The sequence below is a fragment of the Brevibacterium sp. JSBI002 genome (assembly GCF_026013965.1).
Classification (GTDB): Bacteria; Actinomycetota; Actinomycetes; order Actinomycetales; family Brevibacteriaceae; genus Brevibacterium.
The window spans coordinates 2,303,208-2,327,474 of the sequence record NZ_CP110341.1 but is presented as its reverse complement, the minus strand read 5'-3'; the positions used below and the strand labels follow the sequence as shown (position 1 = coordinate 2,327,474).

Genomic DNA, 24,267 nt, shown 5'->3' with positions numbered 1-24,267 from the left:
CTCTCGCGATTATCTGGTTCCGAATGAAGTCCCAGTCCGTTGCGAGTTATTTGGTGCCAGTTAACAGGGGAGGGTCAGTGGTCGGTGAGGATTGCGTCGATCGCCTCAGCGAGAAGTCGCACACCGGGTTCGATGGATTCGATGTCGATGGCCGCGAAGCCGAGTCTGAAGTTGTTCCGGTGGGAGCCGGGGGAGAGGAAGAACGGATCGCCGCGTTCGATCACGACGCCTCGGCGCAGGCATTCGTCGGCGAGGAGTCTCGCATCGAGATGTGCAGGGGCTTCGATCCACACGCTGACCCCTCCGGCGGGGAAAGGCACGGTCCACGGCAGGTGCTTCTCGAGCGCAGCAGCGAGCGTCTCCCATTTCTTTCGCAGCTGGGTGCGGCGACGCGAAATCGTACGGTGGTATTGGCCGGAATCGATGAGCAGCGCCATGGCGCGTTGGGTGTGTCCGGGGACGTGGCGGATGGAGTAGCGTCTGTGCCTGCGCATGCGTCTGATGAGTTCGGGTTCCGCGACGATGTAACCGAGTCGCAGGCCGGGGGCGAGGAATTTGGAGAATGAGCCCAGATAGATTACGTGCTCGGAACCGGGCAAGGCTTTGAGTGCGGGAGTGGGTTTGCCGCGGTAGCGGAACTCAGAATCGTAGTCGTCTTCGATGATGAGCGAGTCCGAGTCGCGCATACGGGTCAGCAGCTGCGTGCGACGCGAGGAATCGAGAGTGACGTTCGTGGGACTGTGGTGGCTGGGGGTGACGTAGACGAGGTCGAGTCCGTTCGGTGGAGGGACCATGCCGCGATCGTCGACCTTCAAGGGAAACAGTTGGCCGCCGACGCGGGCGAAGGCATGTTTGGCGTCGACGTATCCGGGGTCTTCGACGCCGACGGTGGTGTCCGGCCCGACGAGCAGCTGTGCCAGGAGGTCAAGTCCCTGTTGGGATCCTGCTGTGATGAGGACATTGTCGGGATCGACATGGATGCCCCGGCTCGGCAAAACGCGCTGGCACAGCAGTTTGACCAGCAGCGGATCGTCTTCGTCGATGGCGTCCCGGACGGAGAACGGCAGATGCTCGGGTTCCATAGCGGTGCGCAGGGCCTTGGCCCAGGCGAGCCGGGGGAACTCGTCGGGGTCCACTTGTCCGGCGACGAACGGGTACGGGTAGGTCTGCCAGTTCTTGGTCTTCGTGATCTCCGGCAGGTGGATGTCGCGGACAGGCCTGATCTTCTGCTCCCAATCGATGGACCCGGCGGCAGGTTCGGATCCATCCTCCTCATGGCGGCGCTCGGCGAGCAGCCGGCTGTTGACGAAGTGACCGCTGCGCGGACGGGCTTCGATGAGTCCGGTGGCGACAAGTTCCTGGACGGCAGCGTTGACGGTATTGCGCGAAAGCCCGAGTTCATGTGCCAGGTCTCGTGACGAGGGGAGCGCCGCCTCCGGGCTGTAGGCACCAGAGAGGATCTGGTGTTCGAGCGCTCTGCGCAGCTGCCGGTAGAGCGGTTCCTTCGAATTCGGAGAGATCTCGATCGGTGATCGGGCGGGGGAGTCGTGTGCGGGTGCGATGTTGTGGTCGTGGGAGGTCATAGATGTCGCAGCTCAGACGGAGAGGTCTTTGTCGAAAGCGGTGTCGGGCGCAGGGTAGCGGGGGACGACGACCATCGGGACGGGGAGACTGCGCAACATCTTGTTCGCGGTCGTGCCGAGGAAGATGGACCGGCTTCTGGCCAGCCGACTGGAGCCGATGAGGACGATTTCGCCGTCATCCCAGGTGAGTTTGTCGATGGCCGCTTCGATGGATCGGCCATCGGCGACATCGACCATGACCTCTGTGGCGTCGTCGACGGACTGGGAGGCACGCAGGAGCAGATTCTTCGCATGAGTACGGGCCGCCTCGGCGCTCTCTTCGGTTCCGGTGCTGGAGTCGAGGCCGATGAGCGAGATCAGCCGCAACGGCACGTCGTGCCGGACCGAGGACTGGACGGCGACGTCGAGGGCCACCTCGGCGCCGGGACGAGTGCCCAGGGCGCAGGTGAGGCGGGTGAGGCGGCTGGGCGGCAGGTATCCGGAGGGGGCCAGAGCGACCGGCACCGGGGAGGCGTGGAGGAGCGCATTGGCCACGGAACCGACGGTGAAGCGCCGCAGCGGGCCGTGACTGGCCGCGCCGACGACGATGAGATCGCAGGGACGTGTGGTGGCGACGTCGATGAGGCCTGCTGCCATGGAATCGGCGAAATGGACCGAGGTCGTCGAGCGGATGGATTTCGGAACGAGGTCGTGCGTTTTGGAAAGGCACTGCTCGGCCTCGTCGAGGCAGAACTTCTGGTACTCCCGTTCGGGTTTCGACGCTGTCTGCTCCGGCGGGGATCCGCGGAGGACATGGACGAGGTCGAGTTCGACGGGGTGGGACGACAGTGTCGACTGAGCCAGGGTGAGGGCGAGCGAGACCGCGTCACGTCCGCGTCTGTCCATGGTGATGCCGACGACGTAGCGCATGAAGTCTCCTTCGACTCGAATCGTTCTGCGGCGGGTGAGGCCGACGTGTTGACTATAGGACAGTCGGACGAACGCGGACAACGCGGGCTGAGGGGATGACGCCCGGCGTCGCATTCTTCTCAGCCGAGCCGTGGATTACCGATGAGTAATCAGCTGGCCGATTTTCGTTAGGATGGCGACTATGACGAATGCTGGACAGGTGGCGACGGCTGAGACCACGCGGATCGAAGACACTGCTCTGATCTTCGAAGGTGGTGGCATGCGAGCCTCGCTGACCAGCGCCATGGTTGTCACCTTACTAGGGGCCGGTCTGTCATTCGAGTGGGTCGCCGGAATCAGTGCAGGCGCTTCGAACACGGTGAATTATCTGTCCGGAGATGCGTGGCGCGCTCGCCGGTCGTTCGTCGAATTCGCAGCCGACGAGCAGTTCGGGGGACTGCGCTATTTTGCGCGCGGTCAAGGCATGTTCAATGCGGAATACATCTACCAGAAAGCCGGCGGGCCGAATGAGGCGCTTCCGTTCGACTGGGATTCATTCCAGTCGAGTACAGGCGATATGCGGATCATCGGCTTCAACGCGGAGTCCGGTGACGATGTGGTGTGGTCGAAGAAGGACACACCACACATTGATGACCTCATGGTTCGAGTCCGTGCTTCCTCGACGATGCCGGGCCTCATGCCTCCGGTGCATTTGAATGGTCACGTCTACGTCGACGGTGCGATGGGGGAGGACGGCGGGATCGCGTTGAGCCAGGCCCAGCGCGAGGGGTTCGAGAAGTTCGTCATCGTGCTCACCCAGGAACGAACGTACAGGAAGGCACCGCAGCGATTCCCCGCGGTCTATCGCGGCATCTTCCGCAAGTATCCGGCACTGGCCGATGCCTTGTTGACTCGGTGGAAGCGGTACAACGAGACTCGTGAACAGATCTTTGCTCTCGAGGAAGAAGGGAAAGCGCATGTGTTTGCTCCCGAACGCATGCCGGTCGACAACAGCACCCGCGACCTGTCACGTCTAGCTGCCGCTCACCGGATGGGATTGTCGCAGGCACAGCGGGAGCTGCCGGTGATACGGGAGTTTCTTGGTGTTGGGCTCAGTTAGAAAGCGACCCGGAGGCGGGGCAAGACATCCAATATAATGGGCCAATCGGGGCACAGCTGCTTCCGGACGAGTTTTTGCTGGCGTTGATTTAGTGAGCGGGCCTGGCCCGGTGTCGGCGGATGCGAATTTGACTGAGACTCGACTTGGGTGACAGCTCATGGGAATTGTTGTCTGACATGTTGACAGAACACGAATGGGCCTGTGCTCTGACCTCTATCATTGGGAGACAACAGTGGTGGAGACCGAAAGTGAGCAATGATGGCAATATCGGATTGGTTCAAGACGCCAGAATCTGATGAAACCGACCTGTTCAGGCGGTCTCGCCCAACCAAGGCGCAACGAGAAGCGATTCATAGCTACCTGGAGATCCCAGTCTTTCCTTGGGACACCTCAATCTCTGCCCTGATCGATCAGCACAACCAGTTTGTAATGGCGTTCCCCGACGCCGGCTCAAAAGAGCGTAAAGCCGAAGGCTTTATGTTTGACATCCAAACTACTCTTAATTTAATTGCATACGTGGATGACCTCGATCCACTCAGCGGTGCACTTTTAGCTAGGCCGTTGGCATTTGTCGAGCCCACCGTAGATAATTCCCAGTTTTCAGATGTGGAATCAGATCTCCTTCAGAAGTACGAAGCCAATTCAATAGTGAGCTGGCCGACCTTGTTGCTGGAGGGACACATTAAAGCGCCAAGCGGTCCCGGCCAGTTGCCGCAGTTTCGTCCGTCTGGATCCACCACGCATTATCAGGTGGTCAGCGATTGTTCGATTACCTTTGGTACGCGAGTAGTTGCGCTAGTAGTGGCGCTGGTAACCGAAGGGCGCCGGGGGCCCGAAATTATGCTGGATATACTGAACACTAATGATTGCACTGCCTATAATTCAGCGACTTACCGGAAGCTCCCTAGTGCATCTTTGGCGGAGTCCATCCATTTCTTTAACCAATTAGATAGGGCATTTTGCAATTTGCGAATCCCTGGGGTGAGCTATGAATCCTGGGTGGAACTTGAGCAGGACTATGATTATTTAATTAGGAGAAGTAGCCTGATCGGCGATTCTCACTTACGCGAGTGGCAAGACAGAGACGCCAGGTTTGAAGAGATTTTGAATGCTGCGATACCAGGCACGAGAATGCCTGGTAGTCGTCAGATATTTGAACCAATGCAAATAGATGGCGGTGCGGATGTTGGTAGTTCGCTGAGGCTTCCGTCGCCACGATTGATTAAGACTCCTCGCGATGCCGAAATTTATGCAGCAGAAGTTATGGAAGCAACTGGGTTCACGAACGTCGTCCCCACTGGCTTGGGAGCTGACGGCGGGATCGACGTTGAGTCAACGGAAGCAATTGCGCAGGTCAAGCTTGAGGGGAGACGATCATCTCGCGAGCAGCTTCAACGGCTTTATGGCATAGCAGCGCATCGTGATGTGCTAGCATTATTTTTCTCGCTGGGAGGGTACTCGGCTCAAGCGATCCAGTGGGCCGAAGAGACAGGCATGCACCTCTTCGAGTTCGAGTTTGACGGGACCGTGATTCCTAGATCTTCGCTGGCCAAACAGCTCTTCAGGATGAGTTGATTAGTGCGTGCGTCTCTTAATTCAGAGGTGGGGATGAGCCGTTCGATTTAATTGCTTGTAGCGTTATATGCCTGGTGGTCTGAATTTGGTTCAAGTAGCTTCGTCGGAATGCAAGCGCCCGGCGTAGGGTTACTTGAACCCCAACTTCACTGAAATCTCCCGCGCGGCCGCCTTCATCACCGGCACCAACGCCTGCATCCGATCCTTCGGCATGAAGGGACGCGTCGCCGACAGTGAAATTCCGGCGACGATGTCTCCGCTGCCGTCCCGAACCGGAGCAGCCACACACCGGATCCCCGGCTCATTCTCCTCGAGATCGAGTGAGGCTCCGTCGCGGGTGTAGCCCTGCATCCGCTTGACGAATGCATCCACCGCAGCGGAGTCCGCACCAGGGTTCTCTGCAACGAACAAACGCTCCCACCGGTCATCCTGTCCCAGCAACAGCGCCTTGCCGACACCGGTGCGTGTCATCGGCATCCTATGGCCGATGCGTGAGCGCATCTCGGCCCCACGGGTACCTGGGATCTTATGGAGATAGAGCACCGACTCACCATCCTCGACCGAGAGATGGATCGTGTCCTGAGTCCGTTCAGCCAACGCCTCTAGGCTCTCCCTGGCTACGACCGGCAGCGGATCCTGATTGAGCGCGGTGAAACCATACTCGATCAGCGTCGGCCCGAGCCGAAACTCTCCCGGCGACCCATGCCGCAGATACCCCATCTGCACCAACAGCTGGATCATCCTGTGTGCACTTGACCGACCGATACCCGTCGAATCAACGATCGACTTCAGCGTCGTCGAGCCATGAGCCACGGCGCTGACGATCTGCAGCCCTCTGGCCAGGGTCTGAGTGCCCTGCGGAATGGCTTCGCCGATAACAGTTCCAGAATCTTCGATCATCACCCCAGTATGTCACCTATCCCACATATAGGGACACCGGTGGCGCATGGTGGAACACGTGCCCATAGTGGCTCTTATGGCAAATCTGGCACCACCCGAGGCCCCACAGATGATCGGCCTCGACTGGGGAACGAGCTCGCTGAGAGCTTTCCTCATCGGCAGCGACGGACAGGTCCTCGCAGAACGCAATGGTTCCGACGGCATCATGGCCGTCAGCTCCGACACCACAGACCTCCGAGGCGACTTCTCCCGAATCGCTGAAACCGCGGCCGGTGATTGGCTCACCAGCTACGGCCCCCTGCCGATGCTCGCCTGCGGAATGATCGGCTCAACACAGGGTGTCGCCGAGGCGGGCTACCTCGAATTGCCCACCGACCTCAGCGACATGGGCGGGGAACTGACGACGGTCAACCTGACGACGGGTGACCTCCACATCGTTCCCGGCCTGCAGAAAACCCCGACCGAGGCGACCGCTCCCGACGTCATCCGCGGGGAAGAGACCCAACTGCTCGGCCTCCTCGGCGAAGATGAGGACGAACCCAGCACGGTGATCCTCCCTGGTACCCATACCAAATGGGTGAGCTGCCACCGACAACGAGTCACCGACTTCACCACCTCGATGAGCGGAGAGCTCTTCGGCCTGCTCAGCACGTCATCAATCCTCAGCCGCCTCGCTGAACCCACCGCGGGCTTCCACTCCAAGGCCTTCGATTGGGGACTGAACGTAGGCGACAACCCCGCCGCATTGACGTCCTCAATCTTCTCGGCCCGAACCTGGGCCCTGAACGGACGCCTGCGCGCCGAAGAGATCAACGACTACCTCTCGGGAATGCTCATCGGCGCCGAGGTGGCTCACCAGCTCACCGTGGTCGCTGAGTCGAGCGCCCCCGTCATCGTCTGCGGGACCACAGATCTGACGAAGCGCTACACCCGCGCACTGCACCGAGCGGGCCGAGAGACGATCAACGCGAATCCGCGCGCTGCTGCCACAGGTCTTTTTCGCATCGCCGAACAATCCGGCCTCGTAACGACCAAGGAGCACACTCATGCCTGAAACTGTCCCCACCGGCCTCATCGCCATCCTCCGCGGTGTCCGCCCCGACGAAGTCCTCGACATCGCCGAGGGCATCGTCGCCGCCGGGTTCTCCGCCATCGAGGTTCCGCTCAACTCACCCGACCCGCTCGACTCGATCGCCGCGCTGGTCGAACGGTTCGGCAATGACCTGGAGATCGGTGCCGGCACCGTGCTCACCGCCAACCAGGTCCGCGACTGCAAGCGAGCGGGTGCCCGCATCATCGTCGCCCCCGACACAGATTCCGAAGTCATCCAGACCGCGCTCGGGATGGGACTCACCCCCTACCCGGGAGCCGCGACACCGACCGAGGCGTTCGCCGCCATCAAAGCAGGTGCCACCAAGGTCAAACTCTTCCCCTCCTCGGCGGTGGGGATCAGCGGGATGAAGGCCTGGAGCGAGGTGTTGCCTACCGGCACCGAACTCTTTCCCGTCGGGGGAGTAGGAGTCGACAACGCCGCCGAATGGCGGGGCGCCGGAGCCGCGGGCCTGGGCCTGGGGTCCTCGCTCTATCGCCGAGGCGACCGCCCCGATGACGTACGCGTGCGGGCCGAGGCGATCGCCTCGGCGTGGGTGCACACCAACTGAACACCGCTCCATCAACGACGATCACCGAACGAAAGGCCAGAACAATGAAGATCACGTCGATGACGACGTTTACCGTGCCGCCGAGGTGGCTCTGCCTCAAGATCGAAACCGACGAGGGGATCGTCGGTTGGGGTGAGCCGATCATCGAGGGCAAGGCAGCCACCGTGGCCGCCGCCGTCGATGAGCTCTCCGACCTGCTCATCGGCAAGGACCCCGCGAACATCGAAGACCTGTGGACGATCATGTACCGCGGTGGCTTCTACCGCGGTGGCCCCATCCTCATGAGCGCGATCTCTGGCATCGATCAGGCCCTGTGGGATATCAAGGGTAAGGCGCTTGGCCAACCTGTGCATCAGCTCCTCGGCGGGAAGGTCCGGGATCGGATCCGCACCTACTCGTGGATCGGCGGTGACCGTCCAGGCGACACCGCCGCAGCTGCGCTGGAGACGAAGAACCGCGGATTCACCGCCGTGAAGATGAACGCGACCGAGGAGCTGCAGTTCATCGACTCGTACACCAAGGTCGACCAGGTCATCGAGAACGTCCAGGCGATCCGGGAAGCCACCGGTGAGGACTTCGGCATCGGTGTCGACTTCCACGGCCGCGTGCACAAGCCGATGGCTAAGGTCCTTATCAAGGAACTCGAACCCTACCGGCTGCTCTTCATCGAAGAACCGGTGCTCTCCGAACACTTCGGTTCACTCCGCGACGTCATGGCGAACACACCGACGCCGATCGCGCTGGGCGAGAGGCTCTTCTCTCGGTGGGACTTCCGTGAGGTGATCGCCTCCGGTGCCGTCGACATCATCCAGCCGGATGTCTCCCACGCCGGCGGCATCACAGAGACGCGGAAGGTTGCGATGATGGCCGAAGCCTACGATGTGGCACTCGCACTGCACTGCCCGCTGGGGCCGATCGCACTCGCCTCCTGCCTGCAGGTCGATGCCGGCAGCTACAACGCCTTCATTCAAGAACAGAGCCTGGGCATCCACTACAACACGAGCAACGATCTGCTCGACTACGTCACCGATGCCTCGGTCTTCGACTACGACGACGGAATGATCACGATCCCCGATGGTCCAGGCTTGGGCATCGAGGTGAACGAAGAGTACGTCATCGACCGCTCCGCTGAAGGACACCGGTGGCGCAACCCGATCTGGCGGCACGCTGACGGCTCTTTCGCGGAATGGTGAGGGGATGGGATCGGTAGAAGAGAAGGGTGTTCGACGATGAGCTCGAAGACTGAAGCTACGGTGTCGCGACGTGTAGCCTCATTGGGGAGAGCCCGGTGGTGGATCCTCGGATGGTTGCTCGCAGCGATGATGATCAACTACATGGATCGATCGTCACTGTCGATCGCAGCTCCACAGATGATCGACGAACTCGGTCTGACCGCCGCGGACATCGGGCTGTTGGGTACTGCGTTCTCACTGACATACGCGTTCTTTCAGCTACCAGGTGGATGGCTGACCGATCGTCTCGGTGCGAAGCCGGTATACGTCATGGCGTTGGGGCTCTGGTCGATCGCCACTGCGCTGATGGCTTTTGGCCACCACATGTGGCATTTTATGGTGTCACGAGTCCTGCTCGGAGTCTTCGAAGCCCCGGTATCGCCTACTTCAGCGAAGATAGTCGCCGAGTGGTTCCCACCCCGAGAGCGCGGAGCTGCAGTCGGCGTCTACGACTCGGGAAGCAAATGGGGACCCGCCGTCGCTCCGCCGATCCTCACCTTCCTCATTATGGGCTTCGGTTGGCGAGCAATGTTCGTCATCCTCGGTGTGCTCGGTGTCATCGTGGCAGTGGGCTTCTGGGTCTTCTACCGTTCCCCGGAGCATGACCGCAGGGTCTCGGCGGCTGAACTCGAGCACATCCGAGCTCGAGAAGAAGACGACAATGCCCCGACCGGTCACATCCCCTGGTTGAAGCTCTTCACCAAGCCCCAAACTTGGGCAATGGTGCTGGGATTCGTCGCCGTCGTGTGGACACTGAACATCTTCGTGACCTTTCTGCCCCTGATGCTCAATGACATCTACTCTGTGGCCGATGCCGCACTGGGGTGGTACACGGCGATTCCATTCGCGGTCGGAGGCATCGGCGGTATCCTCGGCGGCTGGTTCACCACGAAGTATTCGCGGATGCGAGACCAATTAGCTCCTCTGGTCTGCAAACGACAGATCGCTGCAATCTATGGCGGCGCACTCGCCGTATGCTCAGTCCTTGTCGGAGTGACCACCGGTCACTTTGTTCTCCAACTGTCGGCGATGAGCCTTGCACTGTTCTTCTGCGGAGCACTGAGCGCCGTGGGATGGTCGACCCCTGCTGATGTCGTCACTGGTAGTCGCGTCGCCTCGCTGGGATCTATCCAGAACTTCGGCGGCTACTTCGCTGGTTCACTCTCGCCTTGGCTCACCGGAGTCTTGGTGACGACCACCGACTCATACCTCGTTCCCTTCCTCCTGGGCGCCGTCGTCGCGGTAATTGCGGGAATCGCCTACCTGCTCCTGTTGCGGGCTCCGATACGCGTAACCAGCAACTCAACAGAAACCGGAAACCCGACGCCATGACGAAACTCGACACCGCAGTCGCCACTCGCCCCACACGGATCCGCTACATCATCGCGGTTCTGCTCTTCATCACCGTCGTCATCAACTACATGGACCGGGCCAACCTGTCCATCGCGATGCCGGCTCTGTCCCAGGAGTTCGACCTCACCACAGGACAACAGGGGCTGCTGCTCTCTGCGTTCGGCTGGACCTATGCGGCAATGCAGCTGCCCGGCGGATGGCTCGTCGACCGCGTGCGACCACGCGTGCTCTACGCCTCATGCCTGGTGCTGTGGTCCCTGGCCACACTCTTCATGGGAATGTCCGGCGGGTTCGTCGCACTCATTATCCTCAGGCTCATGGTCGGTGGCTTCGAAGCACCGGCTTACCCCATCAATAACAAGGTTGCGACCGCGTGGTTCCCGGAGCGTGAACGCGGACGTGTCATCGCCTTCTACACCTCGGGCCAGTTCATCGGTCTCGCACTGCTCACTCCTGTGCTGTCGTGGCTGCAGACGGTGCTCACCTGGCACTGGGTGTTCATCCTCACCGGTCTCGTCGGCATCATCTGGGCCGGAATCTGGTGGTTCGTCTACCGTGAGCCGCGCGACAAGTCGGGCGTCAACCAAGCTGAGATCGACCTCATTGCTTCAGGCGGCGGATTGGTCGATGTCGAATCGGGTGTCAAGAAGGAGGCCAAGCCGAAGCTGAATTGGTCCGACGTTAAGGTCGTGCTCACCCGCCGGAAGCTCTGGGGAATCTACCTCGGCCAGTTCTGCCTGACCTCGACGCTATGGTTCTTCCTCACATGGTTCCCGACCTACCTCGTCGACTACCGGGGAATGGACTACATCGAATCAGGCTTCATGGCATCGCTGCCTTTCATCGCCGCGCTCGTCGGAGTGCTGCTTTCAGGCACGGTGTCTGACCTCATGGTAAAGAAGGGCCTGTCGCTGGGAATGGCGCGGAAGCTCCCGATCATCATCGGTCTGGCCATGACGGTGTTCATGCTCGGTGCGAATTACACGGATTCCTCGGCTTGGGTCATCGTGTTCATGTCGATTGCATTCTTCGGCAACGGCTTCGCCTCCATCACGTGGTCACTGGTGTCTGCGCTTGCACCTGAGCGACTGTTGGGTCTGACCGGAGGCATGTTCAACTTCATCGGTAACCTCTCGTCGATCGCAACCCCGATCGTCATCGGTTTCCTCGTCACCGACATCGACTTCGCCCCGGCGTTCGTCTACATGGCCGCTGTCACCATCGTCGGTGTGCTGTCGTACGTGTTCCTCGTTGGGAAGGTTGAGCGCGTGGAGGAGTGACGCAAGACGCAACATTGATCAACGGGGTGGTTCAGCAGGCTTTGTCAGGCTGATCCGCCCCGTTTTTCGTTTCCGGAATCAAACAACTGACGCCGTTGAACCATTCGAATATCGTGTCGGGTATCTTGGGAAAATGGAGACTTTCAAACGGACACCGATGCAGTTGTTCAATCTTCCCCAGCACTTCATCATCCCCTTGTTCCAACGGCCGTACGTTTGGCAGGAAGCAGAACAGTGGGAACCGCTATGGAACGACATCCGACGCGTTGCGGAGATCCGAATCGCGGAGCCGCACCGCGAGGCCACTCACTTCTTTGGCGCAGTAGTTCTCCAAGCCCAGGAAGTTCAGAGCCGGAGGCTGATTGCCTGGAACGTCATTGACGGCCAGCAAAGGCTGACGACGCTGCAGATTATGGCCGATGCAGTCTGCGCGTTGCTCGAGAACGCCGATGAAGTGAGATTGGCGGGACAGCTGGATGACTTGACGCATAACTCAGAACGCTATGTTGAAGAGGGCACAAGCCGACTCAAGCTGCAGCACCTGAATAAGGACGGACTGCCGTTCAGCGAAGTAATGACCGCCGAGCCACCGGTTGACTACACAGCCCTACGGAACCAAGATTCACAAATCGTTGCCGCCCATCGCTACTTCACCACAGTCATAGAGCGTTGGCTCGGCGATCCAGAAACTCGTGGCTTTCAAGACCGGGCCGAAGAACTGACCAGCGTCTTATTGGATGGGCTGCAGTTCGTGTCCATCGAACTTGATGCGTCAGAAAACTCCCAAGAGATCTTCGAAACGCTGAATGCTCGCGGTACTCCGCTGACCGCAGCCGATCTGATCAGGAACTTCGTATTTCAGCGGCTCGACCACGAGGGCGCAGACACAAAGCGCGCCTACCATGAGGATTGGCCTTTTGAATCGAAGTTCTGGATGAAGCAGGTGAGCGTCGGCAGGAATTTCGTGAGCCGCAGTTCACTCTTCCTCAATCAGTGGCTAGTCGCAGCCACAGGCGAGGATATTGGTCCGCAATCGACGTTTTCTCGATTCAAATCCTGGGTCGAGCAGGAGTCAGGCAGAGCGATGCAGGACCTCTTGGTGGATATCAAAGCACAAGCAACACAATATGAGGACTGGACGTTGCGGGCCAAGAACGAAGGCGGAAGTCTCGAGCCAGCATCGATGGCCTTCTACAGAATGGATGCCAGCGGAGTCGAAGCCTTGAAACCCCTAGTCATCTGGTTGCACGCTCCAGGTCGTGCCTTGTCCGACGAAGACCTGAGACGAATCATTCAGGCTGCAGAAAGCTGGATGTACCGCCGACAGATTCTTCGACTGTCGAACAGCGATCTTGGACGTATCGTCGCTGATATTATCGCCGCCAATGAGGACGCTCCGGACGGAGATCTTCATGATCGAATCATCGGCCACCTGACTCGACTCAACGTTACAAGCACTTACTGGCCTGGCAATGACGAAGTGCGAAACGTGTTGAGCACAGAATCCGCCTACACACGATTCCCTCGTCGCAGGCTCAGGATGTTCCTTGAAGCCGCTGAAGATCGTCTCCGGCAAGAGACAAAGCAACCCCAGATCGAGAGGAAGAACTACCCGATCGAACACATCCTTCCCCGATCTTGGCAGGAAAACTGGCCAGTGAATTCGCCTGAAGACGAGGAAGAACGGCAGGCTAGAGTCCATCGTCTGGGCAATCTGACTCTGCTCACACAGTCACTCAACTCGAAAGTGTCCAACGGGCCGTGGTTGGCTAAACGAGCAGCACTGTTAGACCACAACACCATCAGCATGACTGGAAGAGTGGTCAGCAGGACTGAAGGTCACGGCTGGGACGAAGAGCTGATCGACCAGAGGACAGAAGAACTGATCGATGTCCTACTCACAGTGTGGCCAGTTCCAGAAGGCCATACGGGGCAAGTAGTTGACCCGCAAACAAAGGCGGGAGATTGGATTGAACTGAAGCACCTCATTGAAGCAGGCAATCTGAAACCAGGCGAGGTACTTACGGCTACTCACCGCGATTTTCAGGGCAAGAGTGCTACCTTGACGGCAGACGGAGCGATCGAGCTTGATGGAAAGAAATATGGAACTCCGTCGGCTGCCGGATATGCACTGCGGAAGAAGGCCACTAACGGGTGGTATTTTTGGGCGGTGAGTGACGGGCGCAGACTGAGGGATGTGCGCGCGGAGTTCCAGAATTCTCCTCGGAACGGGGCGGAAGCCTGAGCCGAGTCACTGCAAGTCGTTCTCCTGCTCGACATGTTTGAGTAGGCATTGCGCCCCGCCCAGCCGAAGGTGCAGAATTTCAACGTAGCATCAATAGCCATATGGCAGAGCAAACGGAGAAGATGGCTGTTAGACAGACCAGCGGTCCGGCTGAGCTAATGTGATACCTGCGATCGTTCTTGTGCCCAAGCCACCAAGCTGGTTTGAATAAGTGCGACTGAGTTTTTAACTATTTGACGAATGCGTTCGCGGGTGACGTCGAACTCCTGACCGATTGCTTCGAGCGTTTGTGGCTCACCGTCCAGCCATCCAAAGCGGCGTCTGACAATCTCAGCGTCGCGCTCCGACAGCAGTTTGAGTAAACCATTGACCATCTTGACGTGTTCCTCCTCCAAGATGAATTGCTCGGGATCAATGGTGAAGAAATCCGATACGGCAATGCGATCGTCGAATGACGTCCGGCTCTCGGCATAGTGTCCGTCCCACTGCAGGTCAAGGTATGCATCCAGTGAAGCTGGTTGCATCCGGAGAGCTGCCTCCGCCTTCGAATGATCATGGTCGCAGGCGGCCCGTGATTCTTCGTCTTTCGTGCATTCCCAGAATTCTGGGAACTGTTCGACGAGGTGGATCGGGATGCGAATCGTATTGGAAAAATCTCCGATCCCGCGGTCAATGCCCTGACGAATCCACCATGTTGCGTAAGTGGAGAACTTATTGCCTTTGGTGTAGTCAAACTTCTTCACCGCTCGAACAAGGCCGAGATTTCCTTCTTGAATGCGGTCGAGAAATTCCAGTCTGGAGCGGGAGTACTTCTTGGCGATCGACACGACCAAGCGGAGGTTGGAAGTCACCATCTGGTTGAACGCGGCGCGGCCATCGGACTGTATCCACTCAAGGTCACGACGTTCTCGTCGTGTTGAGTACCGACCCATGCCGAGGATATGGTCCGCATACATGCCGGCCTCAATGCGCTTCGCGACTTCAACCTCTTCTTCTGCGCTGAGCAGCGGAAACTGTCCGATCTGCTTCAGATACAGGCCCTCAAGATCGTCGGGATCAGGTACCTTTCGAAGCACCTCGGGCAACTCGCCCTCGTCATCCACCTCCTTGAGGAGGACAAACGGTTGAGGGACGACGTTGGGCGCTTCAGGCGCTTTGGCTGAGTTCGGTTCGTCGATACCAGGCTCCGAACCATCGACGTTCACTTCAGTCTTCGACGTCGAGGCCTCGTCCGCCGGATCATCCGTTCCGGACAGCGATGGGGCGGGGGCTTCCTGCCGTTTGGGCGCGGGAGCCCGTAGGAACTTTCTCAACTCGCGGATCTGAGTTTCGTTGAAGTCCGCGACTCGTCGTGCAGCAGGAACGACCGCTCCGAACTGCTGGTCACGATTACGCGTCTCGTCCTCGATGGTGTTGATGGCATAGAGGACGACAAATCGTCCATGACGTCCGTCAGCCTTGCGACGAATGACTCGTCCGAGACGCTGAATCGTCTGGCGGGGCTGCTTGCTGCCCGAGAGCACGACAGCCAGGTCCGAGTCGGGGACGTCGATACCTTCGTCTAGGATCCGCGGAGCACACAGCACCTTCGCCAAACCGTTGGCGAACAGTTGCATCGCACCATGACGCTCGTGCGGCTTCGAACTCGACGACACAGGCTTAGTCTCGATACCTGAGCGTTGAAGCAGGTGAGCGGCCTGCGTTGACGAATCGACGGTCTGCGAGAAGACGAGGGTTCCTCGCGAATCGGCAATGACTGGTGCGATGCCTTCGAGCACTTTCATCTTGTTCTTCGCATTGGTGAGTACCTGCTGCCTCTTCACGACCGCTTCCAGATACTTGCGCGCCATGAACACGACAGGGGAGGGATCATTCTTGCGTTTGGCAAGAGACTGGACAGCCGCCATGAACTGGTCGAACGATGCTCCATGCAGGTCCAGCTTGGTCTTCAACGTCATCCCGAGCTTGCTGATCGCTGAACTTGCAACCTGGTATTTGCCGCGCTCCGCGTCAGTCAACGTGACCCCGACGAAAGCAACGTCGAACTCAGCAATCACACCATCGCGCAGAGCACGGTCGTACCACATCTGGAACACGACGCCGCCGAAATAGGGATCGAGAACGGCTGCGTCTGCCCTGTCCGGTCTCTGATAGGTCGCAGTCAAACCCAGTCGGTAACGGAAATCCGACTGCAGAGCCTGCGCAAAGGACTTCGCCGCATACCGGTGGCACTCGTCAGCTATGAGCAGGCCTTCTGAATGTTCTTTCAACAGATCGCCTCGAGTCGCCGAGTTGATGATGGCCACCAGAATGTCACACCCGGTGAGCGAATCCGTCCGACCATTGCCGAGCGTGCCAACATCAGCCTGGGGGAGAGTCTCCATCAGACGGCGCTGCCATTGTGTCTGCAGTTCGGCGGTCGGCACGAGGACCAGAACCTTGATCCCTTGGCGAAACGCCTCGAACGCGGCCGTGATTCCGATCACCGTCTTACCGGCTCCCGTGACGGCTTCGACGACGCCTCGACAGCCAGATTGATGCCAGGCGTCCAGAGCTTCTGCTTGCCACGTCCACAGGTGAGGATTGACTTCGCGGCTGGGACGAGAAGCCACGATGTTGATGAAGTGATCGTTGGTCTGCGGCCTCTGCCTGACAACATCAACCGAATCAGCAACTGCGCAGACATCAGCGCCAGTGGGCAGAGTGGCGCTCGGATCATCGATGCTGTGGGCACGGCTGATCAACGTTCGAACTGGTGTCTGTGTAACGGAACGAACATTCATCGTTGTCTCCTTCTCTCAGTGTTAGAAACCACAGTAGATGTCGCCACTGACATGAGTCGTTTTAACCAAATCAAACCGTACTATGCCGGAAGTCGGAGGAACTCTCACAAGCATTTGTAGAAACCGTCATTTCGGAATAATCTCTGCTTAGTTGCTCTGGGAAGGACCAGCATGCGCATTGTTTTCGGATGGAACCTCGACCGCGCTCCGTGGACGACAGATGACACCGGCACCACCGTGGTCACTGGTCCACTTGGCATGCTCGGAATTCTGCAGACCCGACTGGGGACGACCCGCCCCACAGTCGACAGATCCATCAGAATCGCCCAATACCGGGCGTTGCTGGAGCGCGCCGGTCACCCCTGGTTTCGGCAGTCGTTCCTCAACGACCCCTGGCACACAGCTGAGCACCTGCTCGCGCTGCGCGACGACGCCATCGAAGCCGGATGGGATCCGAACCTCGATGATGTGGACTATTCCGCTCATCCACGACTTGACGCCCTGTCCAAGGTAGAAGAGCTGGTCGTGCTCGAGCCCTCGCATGACACTGACGCGACACTGGTACCGGGCCGCGCCGACGATCTTCGCGAAACTCTCGAAACACTCCGGCGTCACGGCGCCGAGTGGCCACTGGGTATCTCGTCGCTCGAGCTCCGCGATCAGCGAGAAGCGCTTCCCCGAGTGTGGCAAGACATCATCAATGCGGCAGAGTCCGCCGGAATCGCTGTGACCGAATCGGTGACGAACTCGTCAATCCCAGATCTCGCCATTGTTCGTGGAACCGACGAATGGTCGACCGCCGAGGCGGCCGCACGCTATCTCGCTCACTTGCCCAACCGTGATCGCCTCTGCATCATCGCTGGAGATTCGACCTCGGTCCTTGACCACCAGCTGGCACGACGAGAGACACCGACTCTCGGCATTCCCAGCGCGACCTCGACTTCACCGTCTGCTCAGGTTCTCCCAGTATTCCTCAGGGCAGTGTTGTTCCCGACCGACATACGTCGGGTCGCGGATTTCCTCCGTCTTTCATTTGGCTCCAATGGCGGAGACTCACCCGAGAAGAAGCTGATCCCTCATGCAGTCTCCTCCGCTCTGCTCAATGCGCTGGCACAAGAACCAGGCATCTCAGACGACCATGCCTCCGCCTGGATGACAGCACTGCGAACGGTCGAAGATCGGGCACTGAAGAATCCCGAGACGTCGACCACCGCCTGGAACACGGCGAAGACCCTCGACGAGTTCCTGCGGGTGTCACCACCTCTCATCCGTGATGACGAGCTCGCTATCAGTTCGCTCACTCCCGCGCTCGATTGGTTGAGCACGCGGTTGCGACGACTGCGCGCACATCACCCGGCCAAGAGCGAAGGCACACCAACAGCCGACACCCAAACGGCGACCGACACCTTTATTGTCGAGGCAGCCGGACACCTCGACTCACTCCGCGCTGCCCTCGGCAAGGTCGGAACAGATTCACTGCGCACCCGAGAACTCCTCGACATCGTCGAATCCTGCGCTCCCACCTCGGCGCAAGCGTCTGTGCCCGCACAGGCCGCCGACTGGACTGTTGTCGCCGGACCCTCCGAGGTGCCCACCGGCACTGACACGATCATCTGGTGGTCCTCCCGCCGAAGCGACGCAGCCGCAGACGAGACCTGGGACCCCGCCGAGGTCGATGCCCTCGCGCACGCGGGAGTCGACATCGCGACTGCGGCCAGTCGTGAACGACTCCGCCAGACAGCTGAGCTCGAAGGACTCCGTACCGCGTCAAATCTGGTGTGTTTCTGCCCCGAGACCAGTCGAGGCGAACCGGTCGCCCTTCACCCGACGTTGTCCAGATTGAGCGAGCTCATCGCAGCCGCCCGTCCCGACCGGTTCTCCTCAATCTCGGTGGATTCGGTTCTTACCGATGCGACAGTGACCCGGCCCGTCGCAGAGCTCTTCGACGGAGACACGTGGCTTCTGCGCGATGTGGCGGTTCCGACTTCGACTGTCGCACTCGAGCAGAGCACGCGACCGCCATCGGTCTCGCGGTCCCTCGAAGGAGATTTCACCCATCTCCTGCCAGAAACGCTGTCATACTCGCAGATCGACATGCTGCTCAGCGACCCACAAGAATGGGTTCTGTCGCGAGCCATGGGGCTCAAGCGCGGCTACACCTTCGACGTCCCCACCGACAACCGCATGATCGGGACACTCGTCCACGCTGTCGTCGAATATCTGGTGCGATCTGCAGATGTCATTAACGGGGCAGAAATTTCAGCGGCGAAGATCGCTTCCACGTTCAATCACCTTGTCCCACGGTTCGCCTCAGAGTTGCTCCTGTCAGGGCAGCTCGCCCGAATGAATGCGATCCGCTCGACCGCGGTTTCATCGATCACCCAGCTTTTCACTGCGGCCCACGACCGTGGGTTCACTATCACCGGCGCCGAGGCGGACTTCACCTTCGACTGGACCTTGACCGTAGATGGTGCGCCTCGTTCAATTCAGCTTCGCGGACAGAGGGACCTCGAGGGGGCGTTCGTCGACGGTCGGCCGGTGATCATCGATCTCAAATGGGCGAACTCGGCTAAGCGATACCAGAAACTGATCCACGACGGTGAAGCCGTTCAGCTGAGCGTGTACTCACGAACCACGGAATCCAGCTCCCAAACTCGCCCGCTGACAGCCTATTTCATGCTCAAGCAGGGCCGGTTCGTCTCTGCCGATCCCGCACTCGATCCGCTCTCGTCCGGGGGCGCAGATCCGCTCGATGACGACGGTGACGGACTCGGAGGAGACCCCGCAGGGTTGTGGACGATCATCGAAGAATCGATCGAGCACGCACTCTCGAACATCGCTGCCGGACGATTCGACTCTCCGGTCGCTGATATTCACGCAGCGCTCGAGGCCAAGCCGGGAGAATCCGGCAAAGAGGTCGACAAAACCGTCACCGAGTTCAAGAAAGAAGAACTGGCTGAGGGACGCCTCTTCGTCAACAAGGGCCAGAGCTTCAGCGACTTCAACCTCATCTACGGCATTGGGGGAGACCAATCATGAGCGTCCACGTCATCACCGCCTCGGCGGGATCAGGCAAGACCTTTCGACTGACCGAGGTTCTCTCCGAACGGCTATCACAGAAGGACTCCGCAGGTGAGCCGCTTCTGCGTGCCAGCGAGGTCATCGCCACTACGTTCACCGTTCGGGCCGCCGCCGACCTCATCGAGAAGACACAGAAGAGACTCCTCGACGATGGGAACATCACCGCAGCCGAGGAAATCGGCACAGCACTTATCAGAACTATCAACTCGATGTCGGGCCGACTCGTTTCCGAATACGCTATCGATGCCGGTTACTCGCCTGAACTGCGCGTGCTCGATGAGAACGAACAGAAGATCGTCTTCGCCGCCGCTGTCGACGAAGTCGTCGCGAATGCCGAAATCGCCCACCGAGATCTCCTCGTCCGAACCGGACACAACGGCAGACCGGAAAACGCAAACCCGTACGGCAGCGGACCGGTTGTCTGGTCGACTCTCGTCAAGGACATCGCCGAGGCGGCACGATCGAACCACCTCGGCGAGGCTGAACTGCGCGCTTCTGCGCGGGACTCTGTCGAGCTCTTCCTTTCTGCTCTGCCGTCGAAGCAAGCTGATAACCGTCAGATGTGGAGAGATTGCCTCGCCAGCGACATCGACCTCTTACGAGAGTCGGTGCGCCGTTTCCGGGATGGAGAGGACCTGCCGGACGGTGTGCCGAAGATGACGAGGTCGAGTGCGGACAACGTTGAAGGCAGCATCGTCACGCTCGACCATTTCCTCCGGGATCTTGACACTCACGCTGAAGATGCCGATCCATTCGCGCGTACCCCATGGTCGACATGGGTGAGAGTAGCCAAGGCGTCCTACTCAGCCGCGCAAGGTGGGAAGGCGCCTGGAGTCGTGCCGAAAGCAGTGCTCGAGAGTTCCAGTGCATCACTCGTCAGCGACCAACTGCTGTCCAACAGCGCATTCCACACAGACTTTGCCGTTCTCACAGATCTCGTCATCGATACTGCGATTGCGTCTCTCAGCGCCTACGAGGACCATAAGAACCGCCTCGGCGTCATGGACTTCGTCGACCAGGAAGTTCGTGCACTCGATCTGCTTCGCTCGAGCGACCGTGTACGAGCCTCTGTGGCCTCCCGATACCGCTTGCTCGCCGTCGACGAATTTCAGGACTCGTCACCGATCCAATTGGCTATCTTCATGGAGCTCGCCGACCTCGTCGACGAGGTCATCTGGGTGGGGGACCGCAAGCAGGCGATCTACGGATTCCGCGGAGCCGATCCAGAACTGATGAACGACGTCTTCGCCGCGCTGATCTCAGGATCGACAGATCTGGGAACGGCCACCTCGGAGAACCTCGACGCATCATGGCGTTCAACCGAGCCGCCTCTCGAACTGTCGAACACCCTCTTCAGCTCCGTGTTCTCCGACCAGGACGAAGACGAGGTCGTGTTGCGCATTCCACCGCAACGCGAGCACCTGCGCAATGTCGGCGGCCGCGAACTCTGGGTGCCGAACACTGACAAAGGCAAGAATCAACAAGCGAACTCCCGGATGGTCAGGGCCATTGCAGAAGGAGTCGTCGATCTCCTCGGGCGCTCGCCTCAATTGCCCGGAGGAGAGGTGACGAACAGTGATATTGCCATTCTCGTGCGCACTAACTCCCAGGTTGACTCGGTGGTTGCGGAATTGCAGGCACGTGGCATTCGAGCGATAGGGTCGACCACCGATCTGCTGTCAACGAGGGAAGGACAGTTCGTCGCTTCGGGGCTGGCCGCGGTCGTCGACCGTGATGACGCTGTGGCGCTGACTGAACTCGTCACTCTCGTTCCTGACCACGGCAGCCACCATACGTGGTTTGAGGAGACGGCACGGATCCACGACAAAACCGAACGGCACCAGCACTACCGGACCTGGTGGGACGACCCCGCACTGGCACCACTTAAAGAGCTCGAGGTCAACGCAGCTCGATACTCGTCAGCAGAACTGGTGCTTGCTGTCATCGATGCCCTCGACCTTCCCCAGCGCATCAAGGCTTGGACGCACCCGGAGACACGGCTGGCCACATTGGACGCGTTGTGCCAGATCGCTGCCGAGTACGAAGATTCCGCACAGCAGACACGCTCGCCGATCACTCCGGCGGGCCTGCTCGATCACCTCACCGAGGCGGCAGGATCCTATGAACAGACCACCGCACATGACGCTGTGCTGGTGACGACCATGCACCAATCGAAGGGTCTGCAATGGCCAGTCGTCATCGTTGGAATCCCAGTCGCTAAAGACTTCGGCCACCGGGAGATCACTGTGGAAAAGGCTCCGATGTTCGACGCCAGGCAGCCGCTGGCCAACCGGTCGCTGCGGTACCTGCCCGGAGTGATCAAGGACTACGGTCCATTGAAAGATCGACTCGCCGGCCTGGAATCGGTGCGGAATGCCGGGTCAGCAGAGAAACGGGAGACCGAACGGCTGCTCTACGTTGCACTGACCCGAGCAGAGTGCCACAGCATCGTGGCGTTCGGTGATCCCACCGGCAAGAACAACGTCCTCAGCACGTCGGACGATGAACGATTCCTCGAATGGGACCTCCCGACGTTGAGTGATGCGTCATCGCCTGCGGTCGAGGAAGCCGGAGTCGTTCGGATCGCTGATCTCCGTGCAAACCGAGCCAGCGGATCAGCAAAACCACGTGAACTGGCGATGCGGATCAGTGCATTCTCCATCGACGGGGTGACAGTCGGTGCGAGGGAAGCCAGCATAGAACCACGATCGTTCTTTGCCCAAACATACATCCCGCGCGGGGCACCGGCCGCAGGTGTGCCGATTCTGCCTGCGAGATTCACAGCGAGCAGTGTGCCATCGGAAGGCGTCGACGCGGACGTGAGTATCATCGCGTCGCTCGGCGATCCGCTGTTGGCACACGGTGGACAGGAGTGGGATCGCGTCGGGGACGCTATCCACGCCTACCTGGGTCTTCCGCTGGCCTTTCTACCGGCCGGGGCCAAACAGTCCGCGGCTGATCGAATATTGGCGCGTTGGGATTCCACGAACACCCTGTCCCCAGCCCTGCTGATTGAGCTCGGCGACCGGTGGAGCACGTGGATCGAAGAGACGTTCCCCGGCGCCGAGGTGGTTACCGAGTCCCCAATCGCGTGGCGTAATGATGAAGGGCAGGTCATGGAAGGGTGGATCGACGCTCGAATTCTGTTGCAGAACGGTGAGCACATCCTCGTCGATCACAAGTCGTACCCCGGTACCGACTCGATCGGACACGTTGCCAACAACTACCTGGGGCAATTGGCCACCTATTCTCACGCGATTGAGACTGCGCAGGGAGCAGCACCTACACGGGTGCTGATTCACCTCCCGCTGAAATCCGAAGTACTTGAAGTTCGATTGCGGTGCTAGGAGACGAACGAAGCCCCGCCGACAGGCACCTAGAACCCACCGATATCAATTCTGGAATCCGTTTCAAGGGAGGCACTCGTGACAATCAGCGACTATCTGCCGGAAGATCATCGACCGATATATGGCACATCCGTTCGACCTGAGCAGTTTAAACACATCGATGCACCGCCCGAGCAGGGATGGCGGATCAACTGCCTCACCAAGCAGGGCGATCGGGGTGAGTTCACGATAACGCTGGCCAACGACGTTGAGCAGGCGCCCGAGCGAGACGAGCTATCACCGAGTTCTCAACTGGCTACGTGTGATGTGGTCGTCGACGGGGAGCAGCGTTCGGTGAAACACCCCTATTCGAAGCGGATCGGCGGACTGGCGACTGTGGCTGATTGGTATGACGCGATCGCGATCGAAGATGCGAAAGGGCACGAATCCGAGCACAACTCGCCGTGGTCGGGCCAGGATTTGGAGAGTGCGTTTTCCCGGATGGAACACAACATCGTGGCCTATGGTAGGGACGAGATAGCGGTCGAAAGCTTCTCGTCGGCGGCCGAGATATCGAAGTGGTTAGAGGACGCACTGTCCACGACCCAGGTGAAGGCCGAAGTCTGGAAGGTTCGCAACGCTTTCGAGGCGGAGAAGATTTCCGACCAGACGATGCTTCGCCGGTTCAAGGACGATGAGGTCGACGGGTGGGCTCCCATTCCGTTCTCCACCAGCTACATTTCTCAGGACTGGATGGAGCACGCCTTCGGAGACAAGAAATACAGTCCGTTCGTGCACATTCGGATGCTGGGTGCTCAGCGGGAGCAACTCGAAGCCGACTACGCACTGTCATGGAATCAGCTGACGGAGGAGGGAGACCTCACTCGGAATGATTCTCCCTTGGAGAGCGGGAGTGATGACTGGCTTGTCATCCGAGTGCTGGATTCGGACGTCGCTCTGCCGTTGCCGTGGCCTGGTGCCAACATCGAAGTTCACCACGATGAAGACGGCGCACAGGTTGGAATTGACGTGCTGGTCACCGATGTACGGGACAGGGCCAATCGTAAGCAACGGGCGTGGGAAAGCGAGTGGGGGCGTTTCCTCGACGAAAGGATTACTCTCACAGATACCGAGATTGCCGAGGGGATCAATCGAGCGGAAAGCGAATTGCAGGCGCTCATCGAGGAGGAAAAGTGATGGCGACAGGCACAAGTGTTGACAGCGGAATCGGACTACCAGA

General features: G+C 59.5%; 15 protein-coding genes. 11 read left to right on the top strand and 4 right to left on the bottom strand.

Annotation, left to right across the window (positions count from 1 at the left end; genetic code table 11):
- Positions 1-74: 74 nt before the first annotated feature.
- Both LJ362_RS10560 and LJ362_RS10555 read right to left on the bottom strand, forming a co-directional pair.
- Entirely contained in the window at positions 75-1,583 is a 1,509-nt protein-coding gene (locus LJ362_RS10560) for a PLP-dependent aminotransferase family protein (protein WP_264799032.1), read from the bottom strand.
- Between the two features lie 12 nt (positions 1,584-1,595).
- On the bottom strand, positions 1,596-2,492 hold the full coding sequence (locus LJ362_RS10555; RefSeq protein WP_264799030.1) for a universal stress protein: 897 nt from the start codon (positions 2,490-2,492) through the stop codon (positions 1,596-1,598).
- Between the two features lie 181 nt (positions 2,493-2,673).
- Between LJ362_RS10555 and LJ362_RS10550 the strand changes: the two genes are divergently transcribed.
- Both LJ362_RS10550 and LJ362_RS10545 read left to right on the top strand, forming a co-directional pair.
- Positions 2,674-3,591: a patatin family protein gene (locus LJ362_RS10550; RefSeq protein ID WP_264799029.1), complete on the top strand. Its 918-nt coding sequence runs from the start codon at positions 2,674-2,676 to the stop codon at positions 3,589-3,591.
- Between the two features lie 258 nt (positions 3,592-3,849).
- Complete coding sequence (locus LJ362_RS10545) at positions 3,850-5,166, top strand: restriction endonuclease (RefSeq protein ID WP_264799027.1); 1,317 nt, start codon at positions 3,850-3,852, stop codon at positions 5,164-5,166.
- A 129-nt stretch (positions 5,167-5,295) separates the two neighbouring features.
- Here LJ362_RS10545 and LJ362_RS10540 read toward each other — a convergent pair whose 3' ends face one another.
- Positions 5,296-6,066, bottom strand: coding sequence for an IclR family transcriptional regulator (locus LJ362_RS10540; protein ID WP_264801822.1), 771 nt, complete (start codon positions 6,064-6,066; stop codon positions 5,296-5,298).
- A gap of 76 nt (positions 6,067-6,142) precedes the next feature.
- Between LJ362_RS10540 and LJ362_RS10535 the strand changes: the two genes are divergently transcribed.
- From LJ362_RS10535 to LJ362_RS10510, 6 genes are all read left to right on the top strand, one after another.
- Positions 6,143-7,120: a 2-dehydro-3-deoxygalactonokinase gene (locus LJ362_RS10535; protein ID WP_264799025.1), complete on the top strand. Its 978-nt coding sequence runs from the start codon at positions 6,143-6,145 to the stop codon at positions 7,118-7,120.
- Positions 7,113-7,727, top strand: coding sequence for a 2-dehydro-3-deoxy-6-phosphogalactonate aldolase (locus LJ362_RS10530; RefSeq protein WP_264799023.1), 615 nt, complete (start codon positions 7,113-7,115; stop codon positions 7,725-7,727). Before LJ362_RS10535 ends, LJ362_RS10530 begins: the two co-directional genes overlap by 8 nt.
- Before the next feature lie 44 nt (positions 7,728-7,771).
- A complete protein-coding gene (dgoD, locus tag LJ362_RS10525) occupies positions 7,772-8,920 on the top strand; it encodes a galactonate dehydratase (RefSeq protein ID WP_264799021.1) in 1,149 nt (382 codons plus the stop codon).
- Between the two features lie 36 nt (positions 8,921-8,956).
- Entirely contained in the window at positions 8,957-10,291 is a 1,335-nt protein-coding gene (locus LJ362_RS10520; protein WP_264799019.1) for an MFS transporter, read from the top strand.
- Positions 10,288-11,592, top strand: a complete 1,305-nt coding sequence (locus LJ362_RS10515) for an MFS transporter (protein ID WP_264799018.1) — start codon at positions 10,288-10,290, stop codon at positions 11,590-11,592. The genes LJ362_RS10520 and LJ362_RS10515 overlap by 4 nt, the downstream gene beginning before the upstream one ends.
- A gap of 133 nt (positions 11,593-11,725) precedes the next feature.
- Positions 11,726-13,837 (top strand): DUF262 domain-containing protein, encoded by a 2,112-nt coding sequence (locus LJ362_RS10510; protein ID WP_264799017.1) that lies wholly within the window; start codon positions 11,726-11,728, stop codon positions 13,835-13,837.
- Between the two features lie 155 nt (positions 13,838-13,992).
- On the opposite strand, the gene LJ362_RS10505 is transcribed toward LJ362_RS10510, so the two are convergent.
- The gene (locus tag LJ362_RS10505; protein ID WP_264799016.1) at positions 13,993-16,620 is read right to left on the bottom strand and encodes a sigma-70 family RNA polymerase sigma factor; all 2,628 of its coding nucleotides are present in this window, start codon (positions 16,618-16,620) and stop codon (positions 13,993-13,995) included.
- Positions 16,621-16,791: 171 nt separating this feature from the next.
- Between LJ362_RS10505 and LJ362_RS10500 the strand changes: the two genes are divergently transcribed.
- The 3 genes from LJ362_RS10500 to LJ362_RS10490 all read left to right on the top strand — a co-directional run bounded on the left by LJ362_RS10500 (position 16,792) and on the right by LJ362_RS10490 (position 24,224).
- Positions 16,792-19,659, top strand: a complete 2,868-nt coding sequence (locus LJ362_RS10500; protein ID WP_264799015.1) for a PD-(D/E)XK nuclease family protein — start codon at positions 16,792-16,794, stop codon at positions 19,657-19,659.
- Positions 19,656-23,048: a UvrD-helicase domain-containing protein gene (locus tag LJ362_RS10495; protein WP_264799013.1), complete on the top strand. Its 3,393-nt coding sequence runs from the start codon at positions 19,656-19,658 to the stop codon at positions 23,046-23,048. The genes LJ362_RS10500 and LJ362_RS10495 overlap by 4 nt, the downstream gene beginning before the upstream one ends.
- A 78-nt stretch (positions 23,049-23,126) precedes the next feature.
- Positions 23,127-24,224: a hypothetical protein gene (locus LJ362_RS10490; RefSeq protein WP_264799011.1), complete on the top strand. Its 1,098-nt coding sequence runs from the start codon at positions 23,127-23,129 to the stop codon at positions 24,222-24,224.
- Positions 24,225-24,267 lie beyond the last annotated feature (43 nt).